Source organism: Rhizobium album (genome assembly GCF_003122325.1).
Taxonomy (GTDB): Bacteria; Pseudomonadota; Alphaproteobacteria; order Rhizobiales; family Rhizobiaceae; genus Metarhizobium; species Metarhizobium album.
On sequence record NZ_QFBC01000001.1, the window covers coordinates 760,148 to 781,942 of the forward strand.

Annotated in this window: 22 protein-coding genes; 9 read left to right on the top strand and 13 right to left on the bottom strand. The window is 62.6% G+C overall.

The genetic code is table 11. The features are described 5' to 3' along the window. Window positions 1-13: 13 nt before the first annotated feature. Together DEM27_RS03740 and DEM27_RS03745 are read left to right on the top strand one after the other, a co-directional pair. Entirely contained in the window at window positions 14-721 is a 708-nt protein-coding gene (locus tag DEM27_RS03740) for an AzlC family ABC transporter permease (protein ID WP_109456806.1), read from the top strand. Then, entirely contained in the window at window positions 718-1,020 is a 303-nt protein-coding gene (locus DEM27_RS03745) for an AzlD family protein (RefSeq protein ID WP_109456807.1), read from the top strand. Before DEM27_RS03740 ends, DEM27_RS03745 begins: the two co-directional genes overlap by 4 nt. A gap of 7 nt (window positions 1,021-1,027) precedes the next feature. Here the strand turns inward: DEM27_RS03745 and DEM27_RS03750 are convergent, their stop codons facing one another. The 6 genes from DEM27_RS03750 to DEM27_RS03780 all read right to left on the bottom strand — a co-directional run bounded on the left by DEM27_RS03750 (window position 1,028) and on the right by DEM27_RS03780 (window position 6,615). Beyond that, window positions 1,028-2,524 carry a replicative DNA helicase gene (locus DEM27_RS03750; RefSeq protein ID WP_109456808.1) on the bottom strand — a complete coding sequence of 499 codons (1,497 nt, stop codon included), beginning with the start codon at window positions 2,522-2,524 and terminating at the stop codon, window positions 1,028-1,030. 282 nt (window positions 2,525-2,806) lie between these two features. Then, window positions 2,807-3,382, bottom strand: coding sequence for a 50S ribosomal protein L9 (gene rplI, locus DEM27_RS03755; RefSeq protein ID WP_109456809.1), 576 nt, complete (start codon window positions 3,380-3,382; stop codon window positions 2,807-2,809). Window positions 3,383-3,401: 19 nt separating this feature from the next. Continuing rightward, window positions 3,402-4,421 (bottom strand): DUF2232 domain-containing protein, encoded by a 1,020-nt coding sequence (locus DEM27_RS03760; RefSeq protein ID WP_420028798.1) that lies wholly within the window; start codon window positions 4,419-4,421, stop codon window positions 3,402-3,404. A 133-nt stretch (window positions 4,422-4,554) separates the two neighbouring features. Beyond that, on the bottom strand, window positions 4,555-4,803 hold the full coding sequence (gene rpsR, locus DEM27_RS03765; RefSeq protein ID WP_109456811.1) for a 30S ribosomal protein S18: 249 nt from the start codon (window positions 4,801-4,803) through the stop codon (window positions 4,555-4,557). 12 nt (window positions 4,804-4,815) lie between these two features. After that, window positions 4,816-5,265, bottom strand: a complete 450-nt coding sequence (gene rpsF, locus DEM27_RS03770; RefSeq protein ID WP_109456812.1) for a 30S ribosomal protein S6 — start codon at window positions 5,263-5,265, stop codon at window positions 4,816-4,818. A 303-nt stretch (window positions 5,266-5,568) separates the two neighbouring features. Further along, window positions 5,569-6,615 (bottom strand): aldo/keto reductase, encoded by a 1,047-nt coding sequence (locus DEM27_RS03780; RefSeq protein WP_109456813.1) that lies wholly within the window; start codon window positions 6,613-6,615, stop codon window positions 5,569-5,571. 179 nt (window positions 6,616-6,794) lie between these two features. Here DEM27_RS03780 and fabD point away from each other — a divergent pair, with 179 nt between their 5' ends. From fabD to gmk, 7 genes are all read left to right on the top strand, one after another. Further along, on the top strand, window positions 6,795-7,739 hold the full coding sequence (gene fabD / locus DEM27_RS03785) for an ACP S-malonyltransferase (RefSeq protein WP_109456814.1): 945 nt from the start codon (window positions 6,795-6,797) through the stop codon (window positions 7,737-7,739). A gap of 20 nt (window positions 7,740-7,759) precedes the next feature. Continuing rightward, on the top strand, window positions 7,760-8,497 hold the full coding sequence (gene fabG, locus DEM27_RS03790) for a 3-oxoacyl-[acyl-carrier-protein] reductase (RefSeq protein ID WP_109456815.1): 738 nt from the start codon (window positions 7,760-7,762) through the stop codon (window positions 8,495-8,497). Window positions 8,498-8,789: 292 nt separating this feature from the next. Next, window positions 8,790-9,026: an acyl carrier protein gene (locus DEM27_RS03795; RefSeq protein ID WP_003502080.1), complete on the top strand. Its 237-nt coding sequence runs from the start codon at window positions 8,790-8,792 to the stop codon at window positions 9,024-9,026. A 108-nt stretch (window positions 9,027-9,134) separates the two neighbouring features. Continuing rightward, window positions 9,135-10,397: a beta-ketoacyl-ACP synthase II gene (gene fabF / locus DEM27_RS03800; RefSeq protein WP_109456816.1), complete on the top strand. Its 1,263-nt coding sequence runs from the start codon at window positions 9,135-9,137 to the stop codon at window positions 10,395-10,397. 131 nt (window positions 10,398-10,528) lie between these two features. Next, entirely contained in the window at window positions 10,529-11,746 is a 1,218-nt protein-coding gene (gene mltG, locus DEM27_RS03805) for an endolytic transglycosylase MltG (protein WP_109456817.1), read from the top strand. 13 nt (window positions 11,747-11,759) lie between these two features. Beyond that, the gene (locus tag DEM27_RS03810) at window positions 11,760-12,647 is read left to right on the top strand and encodes a YicC/YloC family endoribonuclease (RefSeq protein WP_109456818.1); all 888 of its coding nucleotides are present in this window, start codon (window positions 11,760-11,762) and stop codon (window positions 12,645-12,647) included. A gap of 4 nt (window positions 12,648-12,651) precedes the next feature. After that, the gene (gmk, locus tag DEM27_RS03815; RefSeq protein WP_109456819.1) at window positions 12,652-13,314 is read left to right on the top strand and encodes a guanylate kinase; all 663 of its coding nucleotides are present in this window, start codon (window positions 12,652-12,654) and stop codon (window positions 13,312-13,314) included. A gap of 17 nt (window positions 13,315-13,331) precedes the next feature. On the opposite strand, the gene rsmA is transcribed toward gmk, so the two are convergent. The 7 genes from rsmA to DEM27_RS03850 form a co-directional block, all read right to left on the bottom strand. Next, complete coding sequence (gene rsmA / locus DEM27_RS03820; RefSeq protein ID WP_109456820.1) at window positions 13,332-14,159, bottom strand: 16S rRNA (adenine(1518)-N(6)/adenine(1519)-N(6))-dimethyltransferase RsmA; 828 nt, start codon at window positions 14,157-14,159, stop codon at window positions 13,332-13,334. Further along, the gene (gene pdxA / locus DEM27_RS03825; RefSeq protein WP_109456821.1) at window positions 14,159-15,175 is read right to left on the bottom strand and encodes a 4-hydroxythreonine-4-phosphate dehydrogenase PdxA; all 1,017 of its coding nucleotides are present in this window, start codon (window positions 15,173-15,175) and stop codon (window positions 14,159-14,161) included. The genes rsmA and pdxA overlap by 1 nt, the downstream gene beginning before the upstream one ends. Window positions 15,176-15,198: 23 nt before the next feature. Beyond that, entirely contained in the window at window positions 15,199-16,137 is a 939-nt protein-coding gene (locus DEM27_RS03830; RefSeq protein WP_109456822.1) for a SurA N-terminal domain-containing protein, read from the bottom strand. Between the two features lie 180 nt (window positions 16,138-16,317). Further along, window positions 16,318-18,678, bottom strand: a complete 2,361-nt coding sequence (locus DEM27_RS03835) for an LPS-assembly protein LptD (protein ID WP_109456823.1) — start codon at window positions 18,676-18,678, stop codon at window positions 16,318-16,320. Beyond that, window positions 18,678-19,766: an LPS export ABC transporter permease LptG gene (gene lptG / locus DEM27_RS03840; protein ID WP_109456824.1), complete on the bottom strand. Its 1,089-nt coding sequence runs from the start codon at window positions 19,764-19,766 to the stop codon at window positions 18,678-18,680. The genes DEM27_RS03835 and lptG overlap by 1 nt, the downstream gene beginning before the upstream one ends. Next, window positions 19,763-20,941: an LPS export ABC transporter permease LptF gene (lptF, locus tag DEM27_RS03845; protein WP_109456825.1), complete on the bottom strand. Its 1,179-nt coding sequence runs from the start codon at window positions 20,939-20,941 to the stop codon at window positions 19,763-19,765. The genes lptG and lptF overlap by 4 nt, the downstream gene beginning before the upstream one ends. A 103-nt stretch (window positions 20,942-21,044) precedes the next feature. Beyond that, window positions 21,045-21,743 (bottom strand): phosphatase PAP2 family protein, encoded by a 699-nt coding sequence (locus DEM27_RS03850; RefSeq protein WP_128755430.1) that lies wholly within the window; start codon window positions 21,741-21,743, stop codon window positions 21,045-21,047. Window positions 21,744-21,795: the final 52 nt, after the last annotated feature.

The window sequence follows — 21,795 nt, forward strand, 5'->3', positions numbered from 1 at the left end:
CTTGAGATATCAGATGACGAAATGGAATGAGGCGCTGGCGGATATCGCTGCCGGCGCGCGAAGAATAGCACCGTTGATCGTGGCGGTGATCCCGATCGGAATGGTCTATGGCGCGGTGGCCGCGACCAAGGGCCTGTCGCCGCTGGAGACGGTGCTGATGAGCGCGCTGGTGTTTGCCGGCGGCTCGCAATTCGTGGCGCTGGATATCTGGACGCATCCGGCAAGCTGGGTGAGCCTCGGTTTCGCGGCGCTGCTGGTGAATGTCCGCCATGTGTTGATGAGCGCCTCGCTCGGCACCAAGCTGCAGGCCTTTTCCGGACCGCAGAAGGTCTTCTCCATGCTGTTCCTCGCCGACGAAATCTGGGCGATGTCGGAGTTTCGCGCCCGCGAGACGGTGCTGAAGCCGCTGTGGTATCTCGGCCTCGTCCTGCCGTTCTACAGCGCCTGGGTGCTGTCGGGCCTCGCCGGCAGCCTGCTCGGCGCCTTCATCGGCGATCCGGCGCTGATCGGGCTGGATTTCGCCTTTCCGGCGGTGTTCATCGTGCTGGTGACGGGGTTCTGGAAGGGCAGTGAAACGGGCCTGGTCCTGCTTGCCAGCGCCACCTGCGCGCTGACGGTCCATCATTTCGTTCCGGGTGTGTGGTACATCGCTGCCGGTGCCCTCGGCGGGCTGGTCGTCGCCGCGCTGATCGGCGGCGAAAGCGAGGAGGTGCCGGCATGACGGTGGAGCTTACGACCCTGGCGGCCATCGTGGCGATGGCCGCGGCAACGGTGTTGACGCGGCTGAGCGGGCTCCTGCTGCTGCGCTACGTGAATTTTTCGCCGCGCAGCCGCCGTGCGCTGGATGCCATTCCGCCGGCGGTGCTGATGGCGGTCGTCGCACCGACGGCGCTGGCGACCGGCCCGGCCGAAAGTGCCGCCTGCCTGGTCACCGCGCTGGCAGCCTTTCGTTTTCCGATGCTCGCGGCCGTCGCTCTCGGTGTCGCGACGGTGGCCCTATTGCGTTTCCTGGGCCTCTGACCCCGGATCAGTGCTCTTCGTATTGCGTGAAGGACGGGTCGGCCAGATCGGCAAAGCGGGTGAATTCGGCCTGGAAGGCGAGCTTCACCGTGCCGGTCGGCCCGTGACGCTGCTTGGCGATGATGACGTCGGCCGTGCCCTTGACCTTGTCGAACAGGGCTTCCCATTCCGGATATTTCGGATCGTGGATATCGCGGGGTTCCTGGTTCTTGACGTAATATTCCTCGCGGAAGACGAACAGCACCACGTCGGCGTCCTGCTCGATAGAACCCGATTCACGCAGGTCCGAAAGCTGCGGCCGCTTGTCCTCGCGGCTCTCCACCTGACGGGAGAGCTGCGACAGTGCGATGATCGGAATGTTCAGCTCCTTGCCGAGCGCCTTGAGGCCGGTGGTGATCTGGGTGATTTCCTGGACGCGGTTTTCGTTGGATTTGCCCGAGCCGGTCATCAGCTGCACGTAGTCGACCACCAGCACGTCGAGGCCGCGCTGACGCTTCAGGCGCCGGGCGCGTGCGGCCAGCTGGGCGATGGAAATACCACCGGTCTGGTCGATGAACAGCGGCACCTTCTGCATCATCATCGAGCAGGCGACGAGTTTTTCGAAATCGGTGTCGGTCAGCTCGCCGCGGCGGATCTTCGAGGACGAGACTTCCGTCTGCTCGGAAATGATACGGGTGGCCAGCTGTTCCGACGACATTTCCAGCGAATAGAAACCGACGACGCCGCCGTTTCTCGCTTTCATCGTTCCGTCGGCCTGGACTTCGCTCTCGTAGGAGGCGGCGATATTGTAGGCGATGTTGGTGGCGAGCGAGGTCTTGCCCATGCCCGGGCGGCCGGCGAGGATGATCAGGTCGGAGCGCTGCAGGCCGCCCATCTTCGAATCGAGGCTGTGGATGCCCGTGGAGATGCCGGAAAGCCCGCCGTCGCGTTCCTTGGCGGCGGCGGCCATGTCGATCGCGGTCGCCACCGCATCGTTGAAGGCCTGGAAGCCGCCGTCGTAGCGGCCGGTTTCGGCCAGCTCGAACAGGCGGCGCTCGGTATCTTCGATCTGCGCCTGTGGCGGCATGTCGAGTGGCGCGTCGAAGGCGATGTTGACCATGTCCTCGCCGATGGTGATCAGCGCGCGACGCAGGGCGAGGTCGTAGATCGCCCGGCCGTAGTCCTCCGTGTTGATGATCGATACGGCTTCGGCGGCGAGGCGCGCCAGATATTGCGACACGGTCATCTCGCCGACCTTGGCATCGGCGGCGAGGAAGTTCTTGATCGTCACCGGGTTGGCGATGCGGCCCATGCGGATGATGTCGCCGGCGACCTCGAAGATCTTGCGGTGCAGCGGTTCATAGAGATGCGTGGGCTTGAGAAAGTCCGAAACCCGGTAATAGGCGTCGTTGTTGACGAGAATGGCTCCGAGCAGCGCCTGCTCCGCCTCGATGTTGTTCGGCGCCTCGCGGTAATGCGGCTCCGAGGGCGAGGGCGGCGTGATCTTGCGCACGGTGTCGTTCATGTCTTCTACCTATCTTCTGCTGCGCGGGAAGCGCTTACCCTAGCGGAGTTCGCCCGCCAGACCATCGCCAAAATGGCTACCCACAGCGATCCACAGGGACAGCGCCGGTCTTGCGCAAAATTCCGGCAAAATTAGCGAATCCGTTTGACTGTGATCGTCGTCGGTCATTGCTGCGAATCGAATGGCCTGAGTAGCACGAGGCCACCTCGTTGCGCCTTTAAAAAAGAAAGCCCGGCTGCGATTGCAACCGGGCCTGATTCCCTTCGCGAAGGAAGGAAATTCTTATTCTTCGTCGCTGTCGCCGTCTGCATCCGGATCGAAAAAGTCTTCCGGACGCAGGGCGTCTTCGTCAACGCCGTAGATGGCGTCGGCAGACGTCAGGGTTTCACCCTTCAGCTGGCGCTCGGCTTCGTCGGCCGAACGGGCAACGTTCAGCTGGATGGTGATTTCGACTTCGGAATGCAGGTGCAGGGTGACGTCGTGCAGGCCGATCGTCTTGATCGGGTTGTTGAGGTCAACCTGGTTGCGGCCGATGTTGAAGCCGGCAGCAGCCAGCGCGTCGATGATGTCGCGGGCAGCGACCGAGCCGTACAGCTGGCCGGTTTCGCCAGCGGCGCGGACGACGACGAAGGACTTGCCGCCGAGAACGTCGGCAACCTTCTGGGCTTCGGACTTGCGCTCGAGGTTACGGGCTTCGAGCGTTGCGCGTTCGGTTTCGAAACGCTTCTTGTTGGCGTCGTTGGCGCGCAGCGCCTTGCCCTGCGGCAGCAGGTAGTTACGGGCAAAGCCGTCGCGAACCTTTACGGTTTCGCCCATCTGGCCAAGCTTGGCGATGCGTTCGAGGAGAATGACGTCCATTTCAGTGTCCTTTCAGATGCTAGATGTCAGGTGTCGTTTCATTGTTCTTGGATTGCGGAGCGCCCGAAGGCGTCAGCGCAATGGCCCGCCGCGTGTCGGTCAGGCCGAGCACGAGGATGGCCAGCGCCGGCAGCACCATGGTGGCTGCCAGGTATGCGAGGATCAGCGCCGGCACCCGCCAGGACTTGCCGCGCGTGCGAAAATGCAGCGCTGCAAAACCGGCGAGGAGAAAGCCAGCGCCAAAAGTACCGAATACGGTGGCGCCCACCAGCGCCGGCACGCCGCCGAAGAAGCAGGCGAGCAGGCCTCCGAGGAAGACGAAGATGGCATTGCGGTTCATGCGCAAGGCCGACGGCATGTCCTCGCGCGGGCGCAGTGCCCGGCCGGAGGCGCCGACGAGGCGCGTGGCAAAATAATAGGCGGCAAACAGCAGGATGACCCAGAGGCCGCCCTGCGTCATCGGCAGCACCAGTACCACCAGCCGCTTGGTCTGGTCGATCACGTCGACATTGCTGGCGAAGGTCGGGTCCTGCTGCTGCATCTGCGTCATCATCACGTCGACCAGCTGGTCGGTGAGCTGCGGTCCGTAGCCGATCATGAAACCGACGATGACCACCCCGACCGTCACCATGGCGCAGAGCTGCATCAGGATATCGGAAAGCGGATACCAGGCGGTTAGATGCGACGGACCACCGAGTTCGGAGGCCGGCCGCGCCAGGTTGGCGAGATGGCTGATCCAGCCCGCCGGCGCCAGCGTCACCACGGTCATGACCACGGCAAAACTCGGGCTGACCATGACGGCGCCGAGTGCCGCGGCGGTAACGATGGCGGCGATGGTGCAGAGATTGCCCCAGCCGAGGCCGGCAATCAGGATCGGCAGGGCGGAAGCGGCATAGAGGATCGCGGCAAAAGACGGCTGCGCATTCGCCCCAAGCACCAGGAGTGCGGCGGTAATGCCGGCAAGAATGCCGAAAAGCAGCGTTTTTGGTTCCGGTTTCTTCACGTCGCTGTCCTGCTGTCGAGCAGTTAGGGGAAGCATGGCCAAACGAAGGCCGGTCCCCAACATGGGATTTTCTTGTCTCGATCCGCGCCCACCGCGGAAGGAAGAAGGGAAGGGCGAGTGTACCGCCTTTCCCGGAGTCATGCCTGAGAGTCAGGCGCCTAACCTGGGATCAGGCGAGGACGTAGGGCAGCAGGCCGAGGAAACGGGCGCGCTTGATCGCCTGGGCGAGTTCGCGCTGCTTCTTCTGGGAAACGGCCGTGATGCGGGACGGAACGATCTTGCCGCGCTCGGAAATGTAGCGCTGCAGGAGACGGACGTCCTTGTAGTCGATCCGCGGAGCGTTTGCGCCCGAGAAGGGGCAGGTCTTGCGGCGACGGTGGAACGGGCGGCGTGCCGGGGAGGAAGAGGTTTCAGCCATGTTCAGATCTCCTTATGCACGGTCTTCGCGCGGACGGCGCTCGAAGCCGCCTTCACGCGGGCCACGGTCCGGACGCGGACCACGATCGCCGAAGCTACGCTCCGGACGGTCGCCATCGCGGCGCGGACGGTCGTCGCGGTCGCGCTTCTGCATCATGGCAGAGGGGCCTTCTTCGTGCTTCTCGACAGCGATGGTCATGTAGCGAAGAACGTCTTCGCTGATGCGCATCTGGCGTTCCATTTCCTGGACGGCAGCCGGCGGAGCATCGATGTCCATCAGTGCGTAATGCGCCTTGCGGTTCTTGTTGATGCGGTAGGTCAGGGACTTGAGGCCCCAGTTTTCTACGCGCCCGACCTTGCCACCGTTAGCTTCGATGACACCCTTGTACTGTTCTACGAGGGCATCGACCTGCTGTGCGGAAACATCCTGCCGGGCAAGGAATACATGTTCATAAAGAGCCATGGATGGGCTTGCCTTTCTTGCGTTTCAATGAACCCGGAAATCGGCGGCTAAGCCTCAACGACTGCTCCTGTCAGGGTCTGCACCCAAGCAAGAAAGCGTTATTTCGAGACGGTCGAGAGCGGAGACACGGGAGGCTGGAACCTTTTGGCCCAAACGGTTCCCCGAAGGAAACCGGCCCTCCGTTCAGCCACCAGCCAGAAGACCGGGTTGCGAACAGGCGCGCTTATACGCATTTTTCGCCGGAAGGCAAGGGGTGACCGCCGAATTCGGTATCCGGCGGCCTTCGATGTGTGGCGCGTCGCCTCAGATCGGCATCGGATACTGGCGGTGAACCGCAGCGATTTCCTTCAGCAGGTCGTCCGAGAGCTTGACGTCCTTGGCGGCGATATCCGTCTGCAATTGCTGCATGGTGGTCGCGCCGATGATCACCGAAGCCATGAAGCCGCGGGTGAGGCAGAAGGCGAGCGCCATCTGCGACGGATCGAGGCCGTGTTTCCGGGCGATTTCCACGTAGGCCTTCACCGCCGGTTCCTGCAGCGGCTGCAGACGGCCGCCGAGATTACCGTTGATCGAGGCGCGCGATCCCGCCGGCACCTGGCCGCCGACATATTTACCGGACAGAAGCCCGGCGGCGAGCGGCGAGTAGGAGAGCAGGCCGACATCCTCGTAATAGGAGACTTCGGCCATATCGAGGTCGTGGTGGCGATAGAGCAGGTTGTATTCGTTCTGCACGGAAGCGACCCGCGGCAGGCCTTTCTGCTCCGACAGCGTCAGGAACTTCTGCGTGCCCCACGTGGTTTCGTTGGACAGGCCGATGGCGCGGATCTTGCCGGCCTTCACCGCTTCGTCGAGCGTTTCGAGAATCACCAGGATATCGGCGGACGCATCCGTGCGCGGCTTCTGGTAGAGATCGAAATCCCAGGCCTGGCGGAAGTGGAAATGCGGCCGGTTCGGCCAGTGGATCTGGTAAAGGTCGATATAGTCGGTCTTCAGCCGCTTCAGGCTGAGGTCGAGCGCCTCGCGGATGCCGGCGGCATCGGCCGGCCGGCCATCGCGGATATAGGGCCGGCCGGGACCGGCGACCTTGGTGGCGAGAATGATGTCCTTGCGTTTGCCGGTCTTTTCGAACCAGTTGCCGATGATCTCTTCGGTGCCGCCGTAGGTCTCGGGCGACAGCGGCGTCGTCGGGTAAAGTTCTGCCGTATCGAAGAAATTGACGCCCTGGTCGACGGAATAGTCCATCTGCGCGAAAGCATCGTCCTGGGTGTTCTGCCCGCCGCCCCAGGTCATGGTGCCGAGGCAGATTTCCGACACCGACATGCCGGTGCGACCCAAAATATTGTACTTCATGAAATGAATTCCCGGTGTTTGGAAGGATGCCGCGAATTTAGGAGCGTTTTGCGGAAGCGCAATACGCAAAATCCTGTGATTTCGCAGTTGCGAGCATGTCATGTCCGCCATGCCGCAGTCTTGACACCGGCTTTCAACAAGGTGAATGGAGGTGAAAACCAAGGGAAGGAACAATCCCAATGACGCTAGCATTCACATTCCCCGGCCAGGGCAGCCAGGCCGTCGGCATGGGCAAGGACCTTGCCGATGCTTTCCCGGAGGCCCGCGCGGTCTTCGAAGAGGTCGACGAGGCGCTCGGCGAAAAACTCTCCGAAACCATCTGGAACGGACCCGAGGACGTCCTGACGCTGACGGCGAACGCCCAGCCGGCGCTGATGGCCGTGTCCATGGCAGTCATCCGCGTCCTTGAAGGCAAGGGCCTGAACCTCAAGGACAAGGTGGCCTACGTCGCCGGCCATTCGCTCGGCGAATATTCCGCCCTCTGTGCCGCCGGAACCTTCACGCTCGCCGACACGGCGCGTCTCTTGCGCATCCGCGGCAACGCCATGCAGGCGGCCGTCCCGGTCGGTGCCGGCGCCATGGCGGCGATCATCGGCCTCGAACATGCCGACGTCGCCTCGATCTGCGCTGACGTTTCGGATGCCGGCGCCTGCCAGATTGCCAACGACAATGGCGGCGGCCAGCTGGTCATCTCCGGCGAGAAGGCAGCCGTCGAAAAGGCGGCCGGCCTGGCGACCGGCAAGGGTGCCAAGCGTGCCATCCTGCTGCCCGTCTCCGCGCCCTTCCATTCGTCGCTGATGGCGCCGGCCGCCGAAGCGATGCGCCAGGCGCTTGCCGGCGTCGCGCTCAAGGATCCGGTCGTGCCGGTCATCGCCAATGTCCGCGCCGCTCCGGTGACCGACGCCAAGGAGATTGCCGGCCTGCTGGTAGAGCAGGTCACCGGCCAGGTGCGCTGGCGCGAGACGGTCGAATGGTTCGCCGCCAACAATGTCACCACCCTTTACGAAGTCGGAGCCGGCAAGGTGCTGACGGGGCTTGCCCGCCGCATCGACAAGACGGTGACCGGAACCGCCATCAACACGCCCGCAGACATCGATGCGGCCCTTGCCGCCATTCTCGGCTGACAGAACGAAGGAAGAAAACCATGTTTGACCTGACCGGACGCAAGGCGCTGGTGACCGGCGCCACCGGCGGTATCGGCGAAGAGATCGCCCGCACGCTGCATGCCCGCGGCGCCATCGTCGGCCTGCACGGCACGCGCGTGGAAAAGCTGGAGGCCCTGGCGTCTGAACTCGGCGACCGCGTCAAGATCTTCCCGGCCAACCTCTCGGATCGCGACGAGGTCAAGGCGCTCGGCGAAAAGGCGGAAGCCGATCTCGGAGGTGTCGATATCCTCGTCAACAATGCCGGAATCACCAAGGACGGCCTGTTCGTGCGCATGAGCGACGCGGACTGGGATGCGGTTCTGGAGGTGAACCTGACGGCGGTCTTCCGCCTGACGCGCGAACTCACCCATCCGATGATGCGCCGCCGCTACGGCCGCATCATCAACATCACCTCGGTCGTCGGCGTCACCGGCAATCCGGGCCAGGCCAACTATTGCGCCTCCAAGGCCGGCATGATCGGCTTCTCCAAGTCGCTCGCCCAGGAAATCGCCACCCGCAACGTCACGGTCAACTGTGTTGCCCCGGGTTTCATCGAAAGCGCCATGACCGGCAAGCTCAACGACAAGCAGAAGGAGGGCATCATGGGTGCCATTCCGATGAAGCGCATGGGCACCGGCGCGGAAGTCGCGTCCGCCGTCGTCTACCTGGCATCCGGCGAAGCATCCTACGTCACGGGCCAGACGATCCACGTCAACGGCGGCATGGCGATGATCTGAAAGCGGTTCGGCAAGCAATTCCCGGCGACCCGGCAGAGAATTGCATGTTGAGCAAGCTGCCTCTGTGCCATTTTCAGGCTTTGCGGCAGACTTAAACCGTGTTAATCGGGCCATGACTGTGAACAGTCGTCCCGAAAATGCAGGGGACCACTATGCTTTTTGCATAGCTTCGGTCCCGGTTTCTCCGGGTTGAACGGGTTTGCCTGCTTCGCTCTTCCGGGTGGCGGCGGGTTATAACAGGGTAGAATGCCAGAAGGGCATTCTGGTGAAGTCAAAGGTCGAGGAATCCGACATGAGCGATATCGCAGAACGCGTAAAGAAAATTGTGATTGATCATCTGGGCGTTGACGCCGACAAGGTTGTCGAAGGCGCCAGCTTCATCGACGATCTCGGTGCGGACTCGCTCGACACCGTTGAACTGGTCATGGCGTTCGAAGAAGAATTCGGCGTTGAAATCCCCGACGACGCTGCAGATTCCATTCTGACGGTCGGCGATGCCGTGAAGTTCATCGAGAAGGCCCAGGCCTGATCGATCGACAGTTTATGGGCGGATTGCAGAAATCCGCCCGCTTGAGCCCGGTTTTCCGGGCTTTTGTTTACGATGACATCGACTGAAAAATAGGGTGGATTGCGGGCGATGAGACGTGTCGTTATCACCGGTACCGGCATGGTATCACCTCTGGGTTGCGGAACGGAAGTAACGTGGACGCGACTGCTGGCAGGCGAAAACGGGGCTCGTCTGGTCACCGAATTCGAGGTCGATGATCTCCCGGCAAAGATTGCCTGCCGGATTCCCTTCGGCGACGGCTCCAACGGCACCTACAATGCCGACGACTGGATGGAGCCGAAGGAACAGCGCAAGGTCGATCCCTTCATCATCTATGGCATGGCTGCCGCCGACATGGCGCTTGCCGATGCCGACTGGCATCCGCAGACCGAGGAAGACCAGATCGCCACCGGCGTGCTGATCGGCTCGGGCATCGGCGGCCTCGAAGGCATCGTCGAAGCCGGTTATACGCTACGCGACAAGGGTCCGCGCCGCATCTCGCCGTTCTTCATCCCCGGCCGCCTCATCAATCTCGTGTCCGGCCAGGTTTCGATCCGCCACAAGCTGCGCGGCCCGAACCATGCCGTGGTCACCGCCTGCTCCACCGGCGCCCATGCCATTGGCGACGCTGCGCGGCTGATCGCACTCGGCGATGCCGACGTGATGGTGGCCGGCGGCGCCGAATCGCCGATCTGCCGCATCTCGCTTGCCGGATTCGCCGCCTGCAAGGCGCTGTCGACCCAGCACAACGATGACCCGCTGAAAGCCTCGCGCCCCTATGACCGCGACCGCGACGGTTTCGTCATGGGCGAGGGCGCCGGCATCGTGGTTCTCGAAGAGCTGGAACACGCCAAGGCCCGCGGCGCCAAGATTTATGCGGAAGTGGTCGGCTACGGCCTGTCCGGCGACGCCTTCCACATCACCGCACCGTCCGAAGACGGCGACGGAGCCTATCGCTGCATGGCTGCCGCGCTGAAGCGTGCCGGCCTGACGCCTGCCGATATCGACTACGTCAATGCGCACGGCACTTCGACCATGGCAGATACGATCGAACTCGGCGCTGTCGAGCGGCTGGTCGGCGATGCCGCGTCGAAGATTTCCATGTCCTCGACGAAATCCGCCACCGGCCACCTTCTGGGTGCCGCCGGCGCGATCGAGGCGATCTTCTCGACGCTCGCCATCCGCGACAACATCGTGCCGCCGACGCTCAATCTCGACAATCCGGAGCGGGAAACCGCGATCGACCTGGTGCCGCATACGGCACGCAAGCGTCAGGTCAACGTCGCGGTGTCTAATTCTTTCGGCTTCGGTGGTACCAACGCTTCGCTGGTGCTGCGCCGTTACGAAGGCTGACCGGCGGGGTTTCCCGTCGGCATTTGCTTGATTGTGAATATTGCTCAGGGCGTGCGGCCGTTTCCTGAACCTGTTTTTTGCCGCATTGCTTCGCCAAACAGCGGGCAATGCCAAAATGATGAGGATTGTCGGTGAGCGATACGAACCAGAATGGTGAGGCGATCTACGGTCGCGACGGCGCAGGCGTGACGAAGGGACCGATCATTCCGAAATCGGCCACCGAGGCGCTGCGGCCCGAACGGGTGCCGGATCCGCCCCGCCGTTCGCGCAAGGCGCGCAGCCAGTTGATCATCTTCCTCAACTTCCTGATGACACTGACCGTCGTGGTCGCTGTCGCCGCCGTGCTCGCCTTCTATTATGCGATCTCGACCTACCAGGCGAAGGGTCCGCTGGCGGTCAACACCAATTTCATCGTCCGCAACGGCGCCGGGCTGGCGGAAATCGCCTCCAACCTGGAGCGCAACGACGTCATTTCCGATGCGCGCATCTTCCGCTATGTCACGGCGACCTACCTCGCCGACAACGAGACGCTGAAGGCCGGCGAATACGAAATCAAGGCCGGTGCCTCGATGCGGGAGATCATGGATCTCCTGAAATCCGGCAAGTCGATCCTCTATTCGGTGTCGCTGCCGGAGGGCCTGACCGTGCGGCAGATGTTCCGCCGGCTTCAGGAAGATCCGGTTCTCGAAGGTGAACTGCCGGGCGACCTGCCGGCGGAAGGCAGCCTGCGGCCCGATACCTACAAGTTCTCGCGCGGCACCAAGCGTGCGGAAATCGTCGAGCAGATGCAGGCGGCCCAGGAAAAGCTGATCGACCAGATCTGGGAAAAACGCGATGCTTCGATCCCGCTGACATCGAAGGAAGAGTTCGTCACGCTCGCCTCGATCGTCGAGAAGGAAACCGGCAAGGCGGACGAACGGGCGCATGTCGCGTCGGTGTTCATCAATCGCCTGGAGCGCGGCATGCGGCTGCAGTCCGATCCGACCATCGTCTACGGCATTTTCGGCGGCGAAGGAAAGCCGAGTGACCGGCCGATCTTCCAGTCGGACCTGCAGAAGGAAACGCCGTACAATACCTACAAGATCAAGGGCCTGCCGCCGACGCCGATCGCCAATCCGGGCCGTGCGGCGCTGGAAGCCGTCGCCAATCCCTGGCGCACAAAGGATCTTTATTTCGTTGCCGACGGCACGGGCGGACACGTCTTCGCCGCGACGCTCGAGGAGCACAACGCCAACGTCAAGCGCTGGCGGAAGATCGAGGCGGACAAGGGTTCCGATCCGAACATCGCCGTCGATGGTCAGCCGGCAGACCAGCCTGATCCTTCGGCCAAAAAGAACAGCACGAACTGAGCGCGGAGGCCCAATGCCATTGCAATCCATGACCGGCTTCGCCCGGCGCGAAGGAACGGTCGGGCGTTATCGCTGGGCATGGGAACTGCGGTCCGTCAACGGCAAGGGGTTGGATCTGCGCCTGCGCTTTCCGCCCGGCCTGGAACAGATGGAAACGGAGGTGCGCAAGCAACTCACCGAGCGTTTCTCCCGCGGCAACATGCAGATCTCGCTCTCCGTCACCGCAGCCGAAGCCCAGCTCGAGGCCGTGCTGAACAAGGAGGCGCTCAATGCCGTCATGGCCCTGCGCACGGAACTGGGGGATCTCGTCGATCCGTCTCCGCTGCGGCTGGATACCCTTCTGACCATTCGCGGCCTCGTCGATTTCCGCGAGGCGAAGGACGACGAAGAGGCGATGGCCGGGCGTGACCGGGCGATCCTCGACGGCCTTGCCGACGCGCTCGCCGATCTCCAGGCGATGCGCGAAGGCGAGGGCGATGCGCTTGCCCGCCTGCTGCACGGCCAGATCGACCGGATCGCCAGCCTGACGGTGGTGGTCGAGAACGATCCGTCACGCACGCCGCAAGAAATCGCCCGCAGGCTTGCCGGCCAAGTCGCAGCACTGATCGAAGGCGTCCCGAGCCTCGATCGCGAGCGGCTGCATGCCGAGGCGGCGCTGCTGGCGACCAAGGCCGACCTGCGCGAAGAAATCGACCGGTTGAAGGCGCATGTGCTTGCCGCCCGGGATCTTCTGGAAAAAGGTGGTCCGGTGGGCCGCAAGCTCGATTTCCTGGCACAAGAATTTAACCGTGAATCGAATACGATCTGCTCCAAGTCCAATGCCGCGGCCGTGACCACGGCGGGGATAGAGCTAAAAGTTGTCATCGACCAGTTCCGCGAACAGGTCCAGAATCTGGAGTAATCCCATGACCGCCCGGGCCACGCCGTCCAGCATTATCCAACGCCGCGGCCTGATGCTCGTCCTGTCTTCGCCCTCCGGCGCCGGCAAGTCGACGATCGCCCGCAACCTGCTGGAATCGGTTCCGGGGCTCAGCCTGTCGGTGAGTGTCACGACGCGCGCACGTCGGCCGAGCGAGATCGCCGGCCGCCATTACCATTTCATCAGCGTGCGTGAATTCGAACGCATGCGCGATTCCGATTCGCTGCTCGAATGGGCCGAGGTTCACGGCAATTTTTACGGCACGCCCCGCGAACCTGTCGAGGTCGCCATGGCCGAGGGCCGCGACATGCTGTTCGATATAGACTGGCAGGGCGCCCGCCAATTGCAGGAGAAGATGGCGGCCGACGTCGTGTCGATCTTCGTGTTGCCGCCGACCATGACCGAGCTGCAGTCGCGCCTGCATCGCCGCGCAGAGGATACGGAAGAGGTGATTGCCACCCGGCTCGCCAATTCCCGTTCGGAAATCGAGCACTGGCGCGAATACGACTACGTGCTGATCAACGACGATCTCGACATCGCCTTCGATACGGTTCAATGCATCGTCAAGGCCGAGCGGGTGCGCCGCGACCGGCGCCATGGCCTGTTCGATTTCGTGCGCGGGCTTCTGGAAGAGACGCCGAAGCTCTAAACTTCGGCAAAACCATCTCACAGATGATTGGCGAGGGCCACGAACTCCTCGACGGAGAGCGTTTCGGCGCGCCTTGCCGGATCGATGCCGGCCTTGAGCAGCAGCGTTTCGCCGCCGAGCGGCTTCAAGCTTTGCCGCAGCATCTTGCGACGCTGGCCGAAGGCGGCCTGTGTCACCTTCTCCAGCTTCTCGGCGTCGCAGGGCAGGGGTGTTGCCTTCGGCAGCAGATGAACGATTGTCGAGGTGACTTTCGGCGGAGGCGTAAACGCCTGCGGGGGCACGTCGAAGACCATTTGCGACGTGGTGCGCCAGCCGCAGAGCACACCGAGGCGGCCATAGGCGTCGTCGTTTTCATCGGCGACGATGCGGGCACCGACTTCCTTCTGGAACATCAGCGTCAGCGATTGCCAGAATGGCGGCCAGGCCTTCGGCAGCAGCCAGTTGACCAGAAGCTGGGTGCCGACATTGTAGGGCAGGTTGGCGATGATGCGCACCGGTCCCTCGGGCGCCAGCGCCTCGAAATCGGTTTTCAGCGCGTCGCCTTCTATGACTTCCAACCGGTCGGGATAATGCTCGGAAATTTCCGCCAGCGCCGGCAGGCAGCGGGCGTCGCGCTCGATGGCGATGACTTTCCTGGCGCCGAGCGACAGGATGGCGCGGGTGAGGCCGCCGGGGCCGGGCCCGACCTCGAACACCGTCACACCTTCCAGCGGCCCGGCCGTGCGGGCGATCTTCTGGGTGAGGTTGAGATCCAGCAGAAAATTCTGCCCCAGCGCCTTGCGGGCGTCGAGCCCGTGCCGCTGGATGACGTCGCGCAGCGGCGGCAGGCCGTCCAGGGTTGCCATCAGGAGCGGGCTCCGCTGTTGCGCGCGAGCTCGGCCGCGAGCGTCAGGGCCGCAACGAGGCTGTCATGCCGCGCGATCCCCTTGCCGGCGATGCCGAAGGCGGTGCCGTGGTCCGGCGAGGTGCGGATGAACGGCAGGCCGAGCGTCGCATTGACCGAATCGTCGAAGCCTAGCGCCTTGGCGGGAATGAGCGCCTGGTCGTGATACATGCAGATCGCCACGTCGTAGCCCTGCCGGGCGCGGTCGTGGAACATCGTATCGGCGGGCAGGGGACCGAAGGCATCGATGCCCTCGGCGCGCAGCACCTCGATGGCCGGGCGGATGACGGCGTCGTCTTCCAGCCCCAGAGCGCCGCCCTCGCCGGCATGCGGGTTGAGGCCGGCGACCGCAAGACGCGGTGCGGCGATGCCGAAGCGGTGCTTCAGGTCGGCATGGGTGATGCGGCAGGTGTCGAGCAGCAGTTCGGCATCGAGCGCCGCCGGCACGTCCTTGAGAGGGATATGGATGGTCACCGGCACGGCTTTCAGCTTCGGGCCGGCCAGAAGCATCACCGGCAGCGACGGCTTGCCCGTCGCACGTTCGGCGAGATCGGCCAGAAACTCCGTATGCCCCGGAAAGCGGAAACCGGCGTCATAAAGTACGGATTTGGCGATCGGATTGGTCACCACGGCGCTCGCACGGCCGGCAAAACAAAGCTCGACCGCCCGCTCGATGGCGCCGATGGTGCCGCTCGCACTGTCGACATCGGGCGTGCCGGGTTGACTATCGGCGCCGGCCGCGACTGGCAGGACTGGAATGGCACGATCGAAAATGCCGACAGCCCCTTCGGCATCGGTTTCTTCGATGGGTACCGAAAGGCCGAGATGACGGGCTCGCTTTGCCAGAATCACCGGATCGCCAATGAAAATGAACGGCTCCAACGACAACGCCTGGCGATCAAGCCAGGCGGTCAGGGTTATATCCGGGCCGATCCCCGCCGGATCGCCTTGGGTAAGCGCAAGCGGGCGCATCGGCATTCTTTCGTCTCTGGAGGCCAGGGTTAGTTGTAGACGATCTGCGCCCTCTTGCGCAGCTCCTCGACATATTTCTGCTCGTTGGCGTTTTCCCCGTCCTTCTGCTTGCCGAGATCCTCGGCGCGGAAGACGACTTCTGCCGCATAATCGTCCGAAACCTGGCGTGTCTTGCAGATGGCAAGGTATTCGACGCCGCGTTCCGTCACACGGGTGCCGGTCGTGTTGCCCTTGGCCTTCTCGATCAACGGCTTCCAGTCCTCCGGCAGTTCGGGCGCAAGCACGCGGCCAAGGCTGCGGACCGAAACGTCATGCATGGTGGCAGCAAAGACTTTGGCCTGATCGCAACCGGGGAACTTGGCACGCGACGCTTCGGCTTCGGCCTTGCGCTTGCCGACGATGCCCTTTTTCGAGGCGGGGACCACGAAGATGACCTGCTGCAGGAAATATTCCGTCGTCACCGGCTTCTGCTTGTTCTGCAGCATGCGGCTGACAACCTCCTGGTTCGACATGCGGCCGCTGGAGCCGTAGCGGGCATTGACGACACGCGGCCAGCTCATCGAGATGGCGATGTAGGCCTTGAAGTGATCGGCGCCGACGCCGGCCTGCTGCAGCAGCTTGTCGAGCTGCTGGGGAGCAAGCTTGTTGCTGGCGGCGAAACGCGCATAGGCGGCATCGACTTCCTGGGTGCTCACCGACATCTGAACGCGCAGCACTTCCTGGCGCTTCAGAAATTCGTCGACCAGCTGCTGCTGGGCGATCTTGTTCAGATTGCCCTTGGTTCGCTGCAGCTTGAGGAAGGCGACGCGCTTGGCGACGTCGCCGGTGGTGATCGCCGTCTTGTTGACGGTGGCGCTGATCTGGCTTGCGGCGAAAGCTGCCGGTACAAACGGCTGCGCCGTCAGGGAAACCGCCAGGGCCGCGACACCGAACACAAGCGCACGCATCGGCTTCAATCCAGATTTCATCGGTCTACCTCTCCGGCTGGCGCCACCAGGGCTACCCGCTGCTCCGATCTTGCGAAAATTCCACGAAGGTGCCGAATAACGTAATTCTTGCGGCAAAACAATGACCGAGCCGCTTTCCGGCGTCTCGCGACGTGAAAAACACTGCCTTGGCGGGGTTCCGCCAAGGCATCGAGGACCTCGTCAGTAACGATAGTTGCCCTGCGGCGCGTCACCGACCTGGATGTCGCCCAGCGTGCGGAAGCTGAGGCGGGCGCCGATCTGCCAGTCGTTTGCCGCGGTGTTCGAGATGTCCCGCTTGTCGGTGTAATACAGCGAGAAGATCGTGCACTCGTCCTCATAGGAGAAACCGGCGCTGCGGCGGCTGACGACATCGTTGTTCAGGTCCCAGGTCATCGAGCCGAAAACCGAAACATATTGCGTCAGGCGGAAGGAAGCGGAGGTTTGCAGTTCCGTGCTTTCTTCCGAGGCGGCGTATTTCGGCTGCGCGGCGATCTGGGTGTAGGTCAGGTTCGTCTGCAGACGGTCGTTGCCGTAACCGATGGAGGCACCGGTGCGCATCGGCTCGAGCGTCTTCTCGTCCAGGCGGGCCAATGCCGTCAGCGACAGACCGTATGGCGTCGTGACGCTGGCCATGGAAACGAAGTCCGAGACGTCGCTTTCGAGGCCGGAATTGGCGCCGGCATTCACCAGGTCGTCGGTGGCAAAGGAGTTCAGACCCGCCAGGTGATAGGACTGGCCGAAGATGCCGTGCAGCGTGTAGCCGCTATCGAAGGTGCCGGTGTAACGCAGCCCGACATTGGCGCGCGTGCCGCCCTCGATCCGATCGTAGCCCGAGAACTTGTCGCGCTCGAACAGGTTGGTGGCGTCGAACACGAAGCTCTGGGCGTCTTCGTTCGGCAGGCGGCCGGCCATCTGCTCGTCCGGACGCACGAAGATCTGCGCGATCGGCTCGAACACATGGCTGCTGTTGGCCGTCGTCATCAGGATCGGATATCGCGCTTCGAGCCCGGCCGTCACCATGCCGCGGGCGTTGGCGTCGTCGCCTTCGAAACCGCCGCCGTAGAGATAACGGGCCGGATCGATGGAGTTCGGGCTTGCCATGTCGACATTGAGCGCGTCGCCGCGCAAGGCAAGGATCGGCGTCAGCGACAGGCCGCCGTCGGTGATGAAGGTGCGCTTCCATTCGGCTTCCGCCGAAAGACGCGCCATGCGACCGTCGAGACCGCGGAAACGGTCGTAGCCGCTGACGGTGTAGATATCCGGGTTCGAACGCGAAATGTTCGTGAAGTTGACGTCGATCGACAGTTCGCCGCCGGCGACCGGAACCGGCGCAATGTAGCCGTAGTCGATGACCGGGTAGACCATCGCCTGCTTGTTCTCTTCCGTATCGCGCGGATTGGAATCCTGGACGTCGAAATAGAAGGCGCGCATGTCGAAGATGTTACGGTCGCCCATGCCGGTCAGATAGACCTGGTTGGTATGGACGCTCTCGTCGAGACCGTTCAGATCGTAGGTGCGCGAGAAGTTGTTGTCGGTCTGAGTCATGACGTCCCAGCCGAACGCCCAGCGCGGATTGATGTTGAACGCGCCGGTGGACTGGATCATGCCGCGCTCTTTGACCTCGGCATCGCTGGTGCCGGCGGTAAACGCCTCGGGCTTCATCTGGCTGATGCCGGCAGCCCGCAGGGTCAGTATGCCATTGTCGAAGCGCTGGCGATATTCGGCATCCAGCAGGAAGCCCTGGTTGGTATAGCCGGTGCCGCTGACGGTCAGATCCTTGCTGTTGGAAATGGCGTAATAATAGGGAACCTTCAGGCCGAAGCCGAGGTTTTCAGTGGTCGACATGCTCGGGAAGAGGAAGCCGGACTTGCGCTTCACCGTATGGTCGGGAACCTCAAGCACGGGAATCCAGGCGATCGGCTGGCCGAAAAGCTCGAAGCGGGCATTTTCCAGCCGCACCGTATGCTTCTCGCCGTTCTGGATGACACGCTGGGCCTTGATCTGCCAGAGCGGCGCGCGATCCGGCTTCTTTGCGCAAGGCAGGCAGGCCGTATAGACGCCGTTGTTGAGAATCATGTCGCGGGCGCCGACGCGCTCGGCGCTTTCGGCCGCCAGGCGCGTGTTGTCGGTCGTCTCCACGCGCAAGGCGTTCAGGAAACCTTCGGCGAAGTCGTCCGTGACGTCGAGCGTTTCGGCATACAGCCGGTTGCCGCCGGGCTCGATCAGCTCGATATTGCCGATCGCCGTCATCCGGCCGGTTTTTTGATCGTATTCAACGCGCTGGGCCACCATTTTGTAGCCAGCGTAATTGATCTGCACACCGCCGACAGCGGAGATCCGCTCGGCATCTTTATCGTACACGAGTTCGTTTGCCGCGAGCATGAGCTTCGACTCGGCAGGAATGTTCGGCTCCAGCGACTGCAAACTGTTCGACTGAGCGTAAGCCGCTACAACGGTCGCACTGAAATACGCAGACGCAGCCACCCCGGTCAGCAGGGCGGTCAAGAGCCTCCTGATCGTTTTGCGGTTTATTACCGCCACTAGCCATCCTCCTGATGCAGCAGAATTGTAGCCCCGAGTGCCATCGCCACCACGACCGGTATCCAGGCCGCAATGAACGGAGGCACTACCCCGCTGCTTCCGAATGCTTTCACAAGCACGGTCACAACATAAAGCACGAAGCCTGAAAGGATTCCACCCAGAATCACCGAGCGGGATTGTGCAAAACGACTGAACTTCAGCGTGACGGTTGCGGCGATCATGGTCATCGCAATCAACAGGAAGGGCAGCGAAAGCAGGGAGTGATATTGCGTTTCAAGCGCCCGGGTGGAAACGCCGAAGGACTTGGCAATCGCAATTTTCTGAGAAAGATCATAAAAAGCAACGGTTTCCGGTTGAGCCAAACGCTCCTGCACGAATTCCCGCTTCAAATTGGTCGGCACTTGGACGGACGGGAGACGCACAGGCACTTCACCTGGCCTAGTCTCTGTCACCTCGTTAAGCAACCAGTAACCATCTTGCAATTTTGCCGTTCCCGCGTCCTGTCTCAGAATGATCCGGCCCTCCGGATCGAAATGGATCAGAACGGCGTCGACCAGCAGGGTTCCGTCCTCGAGGATCACGCGTCCGCCGATCACCGTGTCGTCCTTGCCGCTGATCTGGCGCAGCCACGGAACGGCGGAAGAGGAGCGGGACTTGTTGCTGGCTGCCTTCCAATCCGATTCGAGGAATAGAGCCTGACGCTGGCCCCAGGCTGCCAAGGGATTGAGCGCCAGCGTCGTTGCCGCGCCGACCAGGAAGGCGCCGACCACGAAGGGCGTCATGAACTGCCAGACGGAAACGCCGGCGGCCCGGGTCACCACCAGCTCGTAGCGGCGGTTGAGCGCGATCAGCGTCGTCATGCCGACGAACAGCATGATGAAGGGAATAGTCTGCTGCAGGATGAGCGGCAGGCGAACGAAGGTCATGAACAGCGCGCCGCCGACCGAATAGCCGGCAAGGGAAGAGAAACGGCCGGACGTCTCGGAAAAATCGATCAGGAAGATGATCGAGACGATGCCGAGCAGGAACCACAGGGTGGTCGCCAGATAGCGGCGGAAGAAATAGCGCCCGAGCGTCGAGAAGATCATGCCGGATCTCCCTTCGACGCGCCGCGCTGGCCGCTCAGCCGCGCCACAAGCCCGCGCCAGATGTCGGCGGTCCGGTAGCGGAGGAAGGCCGGAATTCTGAGCTTCATGTTGCGCGACAGCAGGAAGGCGGCAACGGCACCCGCGACGATCGGCACGGCATAAGCGACATAGACATAGGTCATGTCGTGCTCCGACTGGTTCGACGCGTAGAAGGACGCCCAGCGCAGGCCGAAGCTGATCGCCAGGGCCGAGACCATCGGATGCAGGTGCGCATCGCGGTGGGAGCGGGCATCACCGGCAATCAGCAACGAAATCATCGCGTAGAGCAGCGGAAAACACCATTCCGTCAGCCGCCGGTGCAATTCGGCGCGGTATTCACCGGGTTTCTGCTTGTAGTGCGTATCCTCGGGATCCGGATTGAGCAGGAAACCGAGGCTTCGGTCACCCGAGCGCAGCGTGGCCTGGCCGCGTGTCTGGGTGAGGTCCGACAGGTCGAAGGAATAGGAATCGAAACGGATGATCGAGACGTTGCCGTTCGGGATCTTCCGGTGCACTTCGCCGTCATGCATGATCAGCGCCGTGCCCTCGACATTCACCGCGCCCTCGCGGGCATAATAGATGAGGTCGAAGTTCGGATCGCGCGAATCGGCGACGAACAGGCCCTTGAGGATACGGCCGGAATGCCGCTCGGAAATCTGGATATAGAGCCCGTCCTCGATGCGCCGGAACGTCTTCTCCTCGATGACCGAAGAGAGAAGGTCGGCGTAGGCGGCGGCGACCATTTCGCGCGCGGCAACGCGGACCTTGGGCTCGATGACGTTGTCGACGAAGAAGGAAAACACGCTCAGGCCTGCGGCCAGCAGCAGGATCGGTCGCATGATCGTCGCGCGTGTCGCGCCGGCGGCCTCGATGACCGTCAGCTCCGAATCGTTGTTCATCGCCGCCAGTGTCTGGGTGACGCCGATGATGATCGCAAACGGCAGGACGATCGGGATGATCGTCGGCAGGATAAGCGTCGCCAGTTGCACGAATGAGCCGATCGACTGGCCGCTATCGGTCACGAGATTGATGCGGCCGAGCACCTGGGTCGTCCAGATGATGGCCAGCACCGGCAGCAACGCCACCAGGAACATCTGGCTCACGCGCCGCAGAATATATGACTCGAGAAGTTTCATGCAGGCCTTCGAACTCAGGCCGGCATTCGTGAAGACCTGCCGGCGACGCGTTTCTCTACGCTGTTTGTGAATTTTTGGCGACAGGCCGTCTCTCAAATTTCCGTCAGGCCAGTAAAATTTTCCGGCGGCGTGTCACTTCGGTCAATGCCAGCACGCCGAAGAAGATGACCGGCGACGACATCCAGCCGAGCACGGCATCGGACAGATAGTGGCCGCCCCAGGCGACGCGCAGGGCCGGCGTCACGAAAGCGACGACGACGATCGGCGGCACGAGCAGCGGCCGCAGGGCCGGGGGAACAAGGATAATCAGGCAGAACAGCCACCCGGCCCCGGCGCCCTCTCCCGAAATGAAGGAGCAGTTGTTATTGCAGGTGCCGGCGAAGGAGCCGGCCGGTTCGAACATGTGCTTGCCGCCGAAAATGTCGGTCTCGTAGGGACGCGGCCGATTCGAATGCGTTTTCAGCCAGAGATTGACGAGGATGTACGGCCCGACGACGAAGGAGACGAGCGCTGCGCCGTAATAGCGGAAGTCGAGCTTTTTGACACCGCGCCGCCGCCGCCGCAGTTCCAGCGCGGTCATGCAGGCCAGGATGATGGCGATCACCGACGGCAGGAAGAACAGGAACTTGCGCAGTCCCTTGTGGAAATCATCGCGGCTGAGCGGAAAATGTCCGCAGATGCCGAGGGCGTTCGGTGTTTCCTGGCAGGTGAACGGCACGAAGAACCACTTGGCGACGACCAGGTCGATCTGTGGAAAGACGTAAAAAAAGCAGAGCGTCACCCACCACAGCGCGAATATCACGCAAAAGGTCTGCGTATATGCGTAGGAACGTGTCAGGTCGCCTGTTTCCTGC

Excerpts from the sequence above, each read along its gene's own strand:
- DEM27_RS03740 (WP_109456806.1), top strand. The coding sequence starts at position 14 with ATGACGAAATGGAATGAGGCGCTGGCGGATATCGCTGCCGGCGCGCGA.
- DEM27_RS03745 (WP_109456807.1), top strand. The coding sequence starts at position 718 with ATGACGGTGGAGCTTACGACCCTGGCGGCCATCGTGGCGATGGCCGCG.
- DEM27_RS03750 (WP_109456808.1), bottom strand. The coding sequence starts at position 2,524 with ATGAACGACACCGTGCGCAAGATCACGCCGCCCTCGCCCTCGGAGCCG.
- rplI (WP_109456809.1), bottom strand. The coding sequence starts at position 3,382 with ATGGACGTCATTCTCCTCGAACGCATCGCCAAGCTTGGCCAGATGGGC.
- DEM27_RS03760 (WP_420028798.1), bottom strand. The coding sequence starts at position 4,421 with ATGCTTCCCCTAACTGCTCGACAGCAGGACAGCGACGTGAAGAAACCG.
- rpsR (WP_109456811.1), bottom strand. The coding sequence starts at position 4,803 with ATGGCTGAAACCTCTTCCTCCCCGGCACGCCGCCCGTTCCACCGTCGC.
- rpsF (WP_109456812.1), bottom strand. The coding sequence starts at position 5,265 with ATGGCTCTTTATGAACATGTATTCCTTGCCCGGCAGGATGTTTCCGCA.
- DEM27_RS03780 (WP_109456813.1), bottom strand. The coding sequence starts at position 6,615 with ATGAAGTACAATATTTTGGGTCGCACCGGCATGTCGGTGTCGGAAATC.
- fabD (WP_109456814.1), top strand. The coding sequence starts at position 6,795 with ATGACGCTAGCATTCACATTCCCCGGCCAGGGCAGCCAGGCCGTCGGC.
- fabG (WP_109456815.1), top strand. The coding sequence starts at position 7,760 with ATGTTTGACCTGACCGGACGCAAGGCGCTGGTGACCGGCGCCACCGGC.
- DEM27_RS03795 (WP_003502080.1), top strand. The coding sequence starts at position 8,790 with ATGAGCGATATCGCAGAACGCGTAAAGAAAATTGTGATTGATCATCTG.
- fabF (WP_109456816.1), top strand. The coding sequence starts at position 9,135 with ATGAGACGTGTCGTTATCACCGGTACCGGCATGGTATCACCTCTGGGT.
- DEM27_RS03810 (WP_109456818.1), top strand. The coding sequence starts at position 11,760 with ATGCCATTGCAATCCATGACCGGCTTCGCCCGGCGCGAAGGAACGGTC.
- gmk (WP_109456819.1), top strand. The coding sequence starts at position 12,652 with ATGACCGCCCGGGCCACGCCGTCCAGCATTATCCAACGCCGCGGCCTG.
- rsmA (WP_109456820.1), bottom strand. The coding sequence starts at position 14,159 with ATGGCAACCCTGGACGGCCTGCCGCCGCTGCGCGACGTCATCCAGCGG.
- pdxA (WP_109456821.1), bottom strand. The coding sequence starts at position 15,175 with ATGCCGATGCGCCCGCTTGCGCTTACCCAAGGCGATCCGGCGGGGATC.
- DEM27_RS03830 (WP_109456822.1), bottom strand. The coding sequence starts at position 16,137 with ATGAAATCTGGATTGAAGCCGATGCGTGCGCTTGTGTTCGGTGTCGCG.
- lptG (WP_109456824.1), bottom strand. The coding sequence starts at position 19,766 with ATGATCTTCTCGACGCTCGGGCGCTATTTCTTCCGCCGCTATCTGGCG.
- lptF (WP_109456825.1), bottom strand. The coding sequence starts at position 20,941 with ATGAAACTTCTCGAGTCATATATTCTGCGGCGCGTGAGCCAGATGTTC.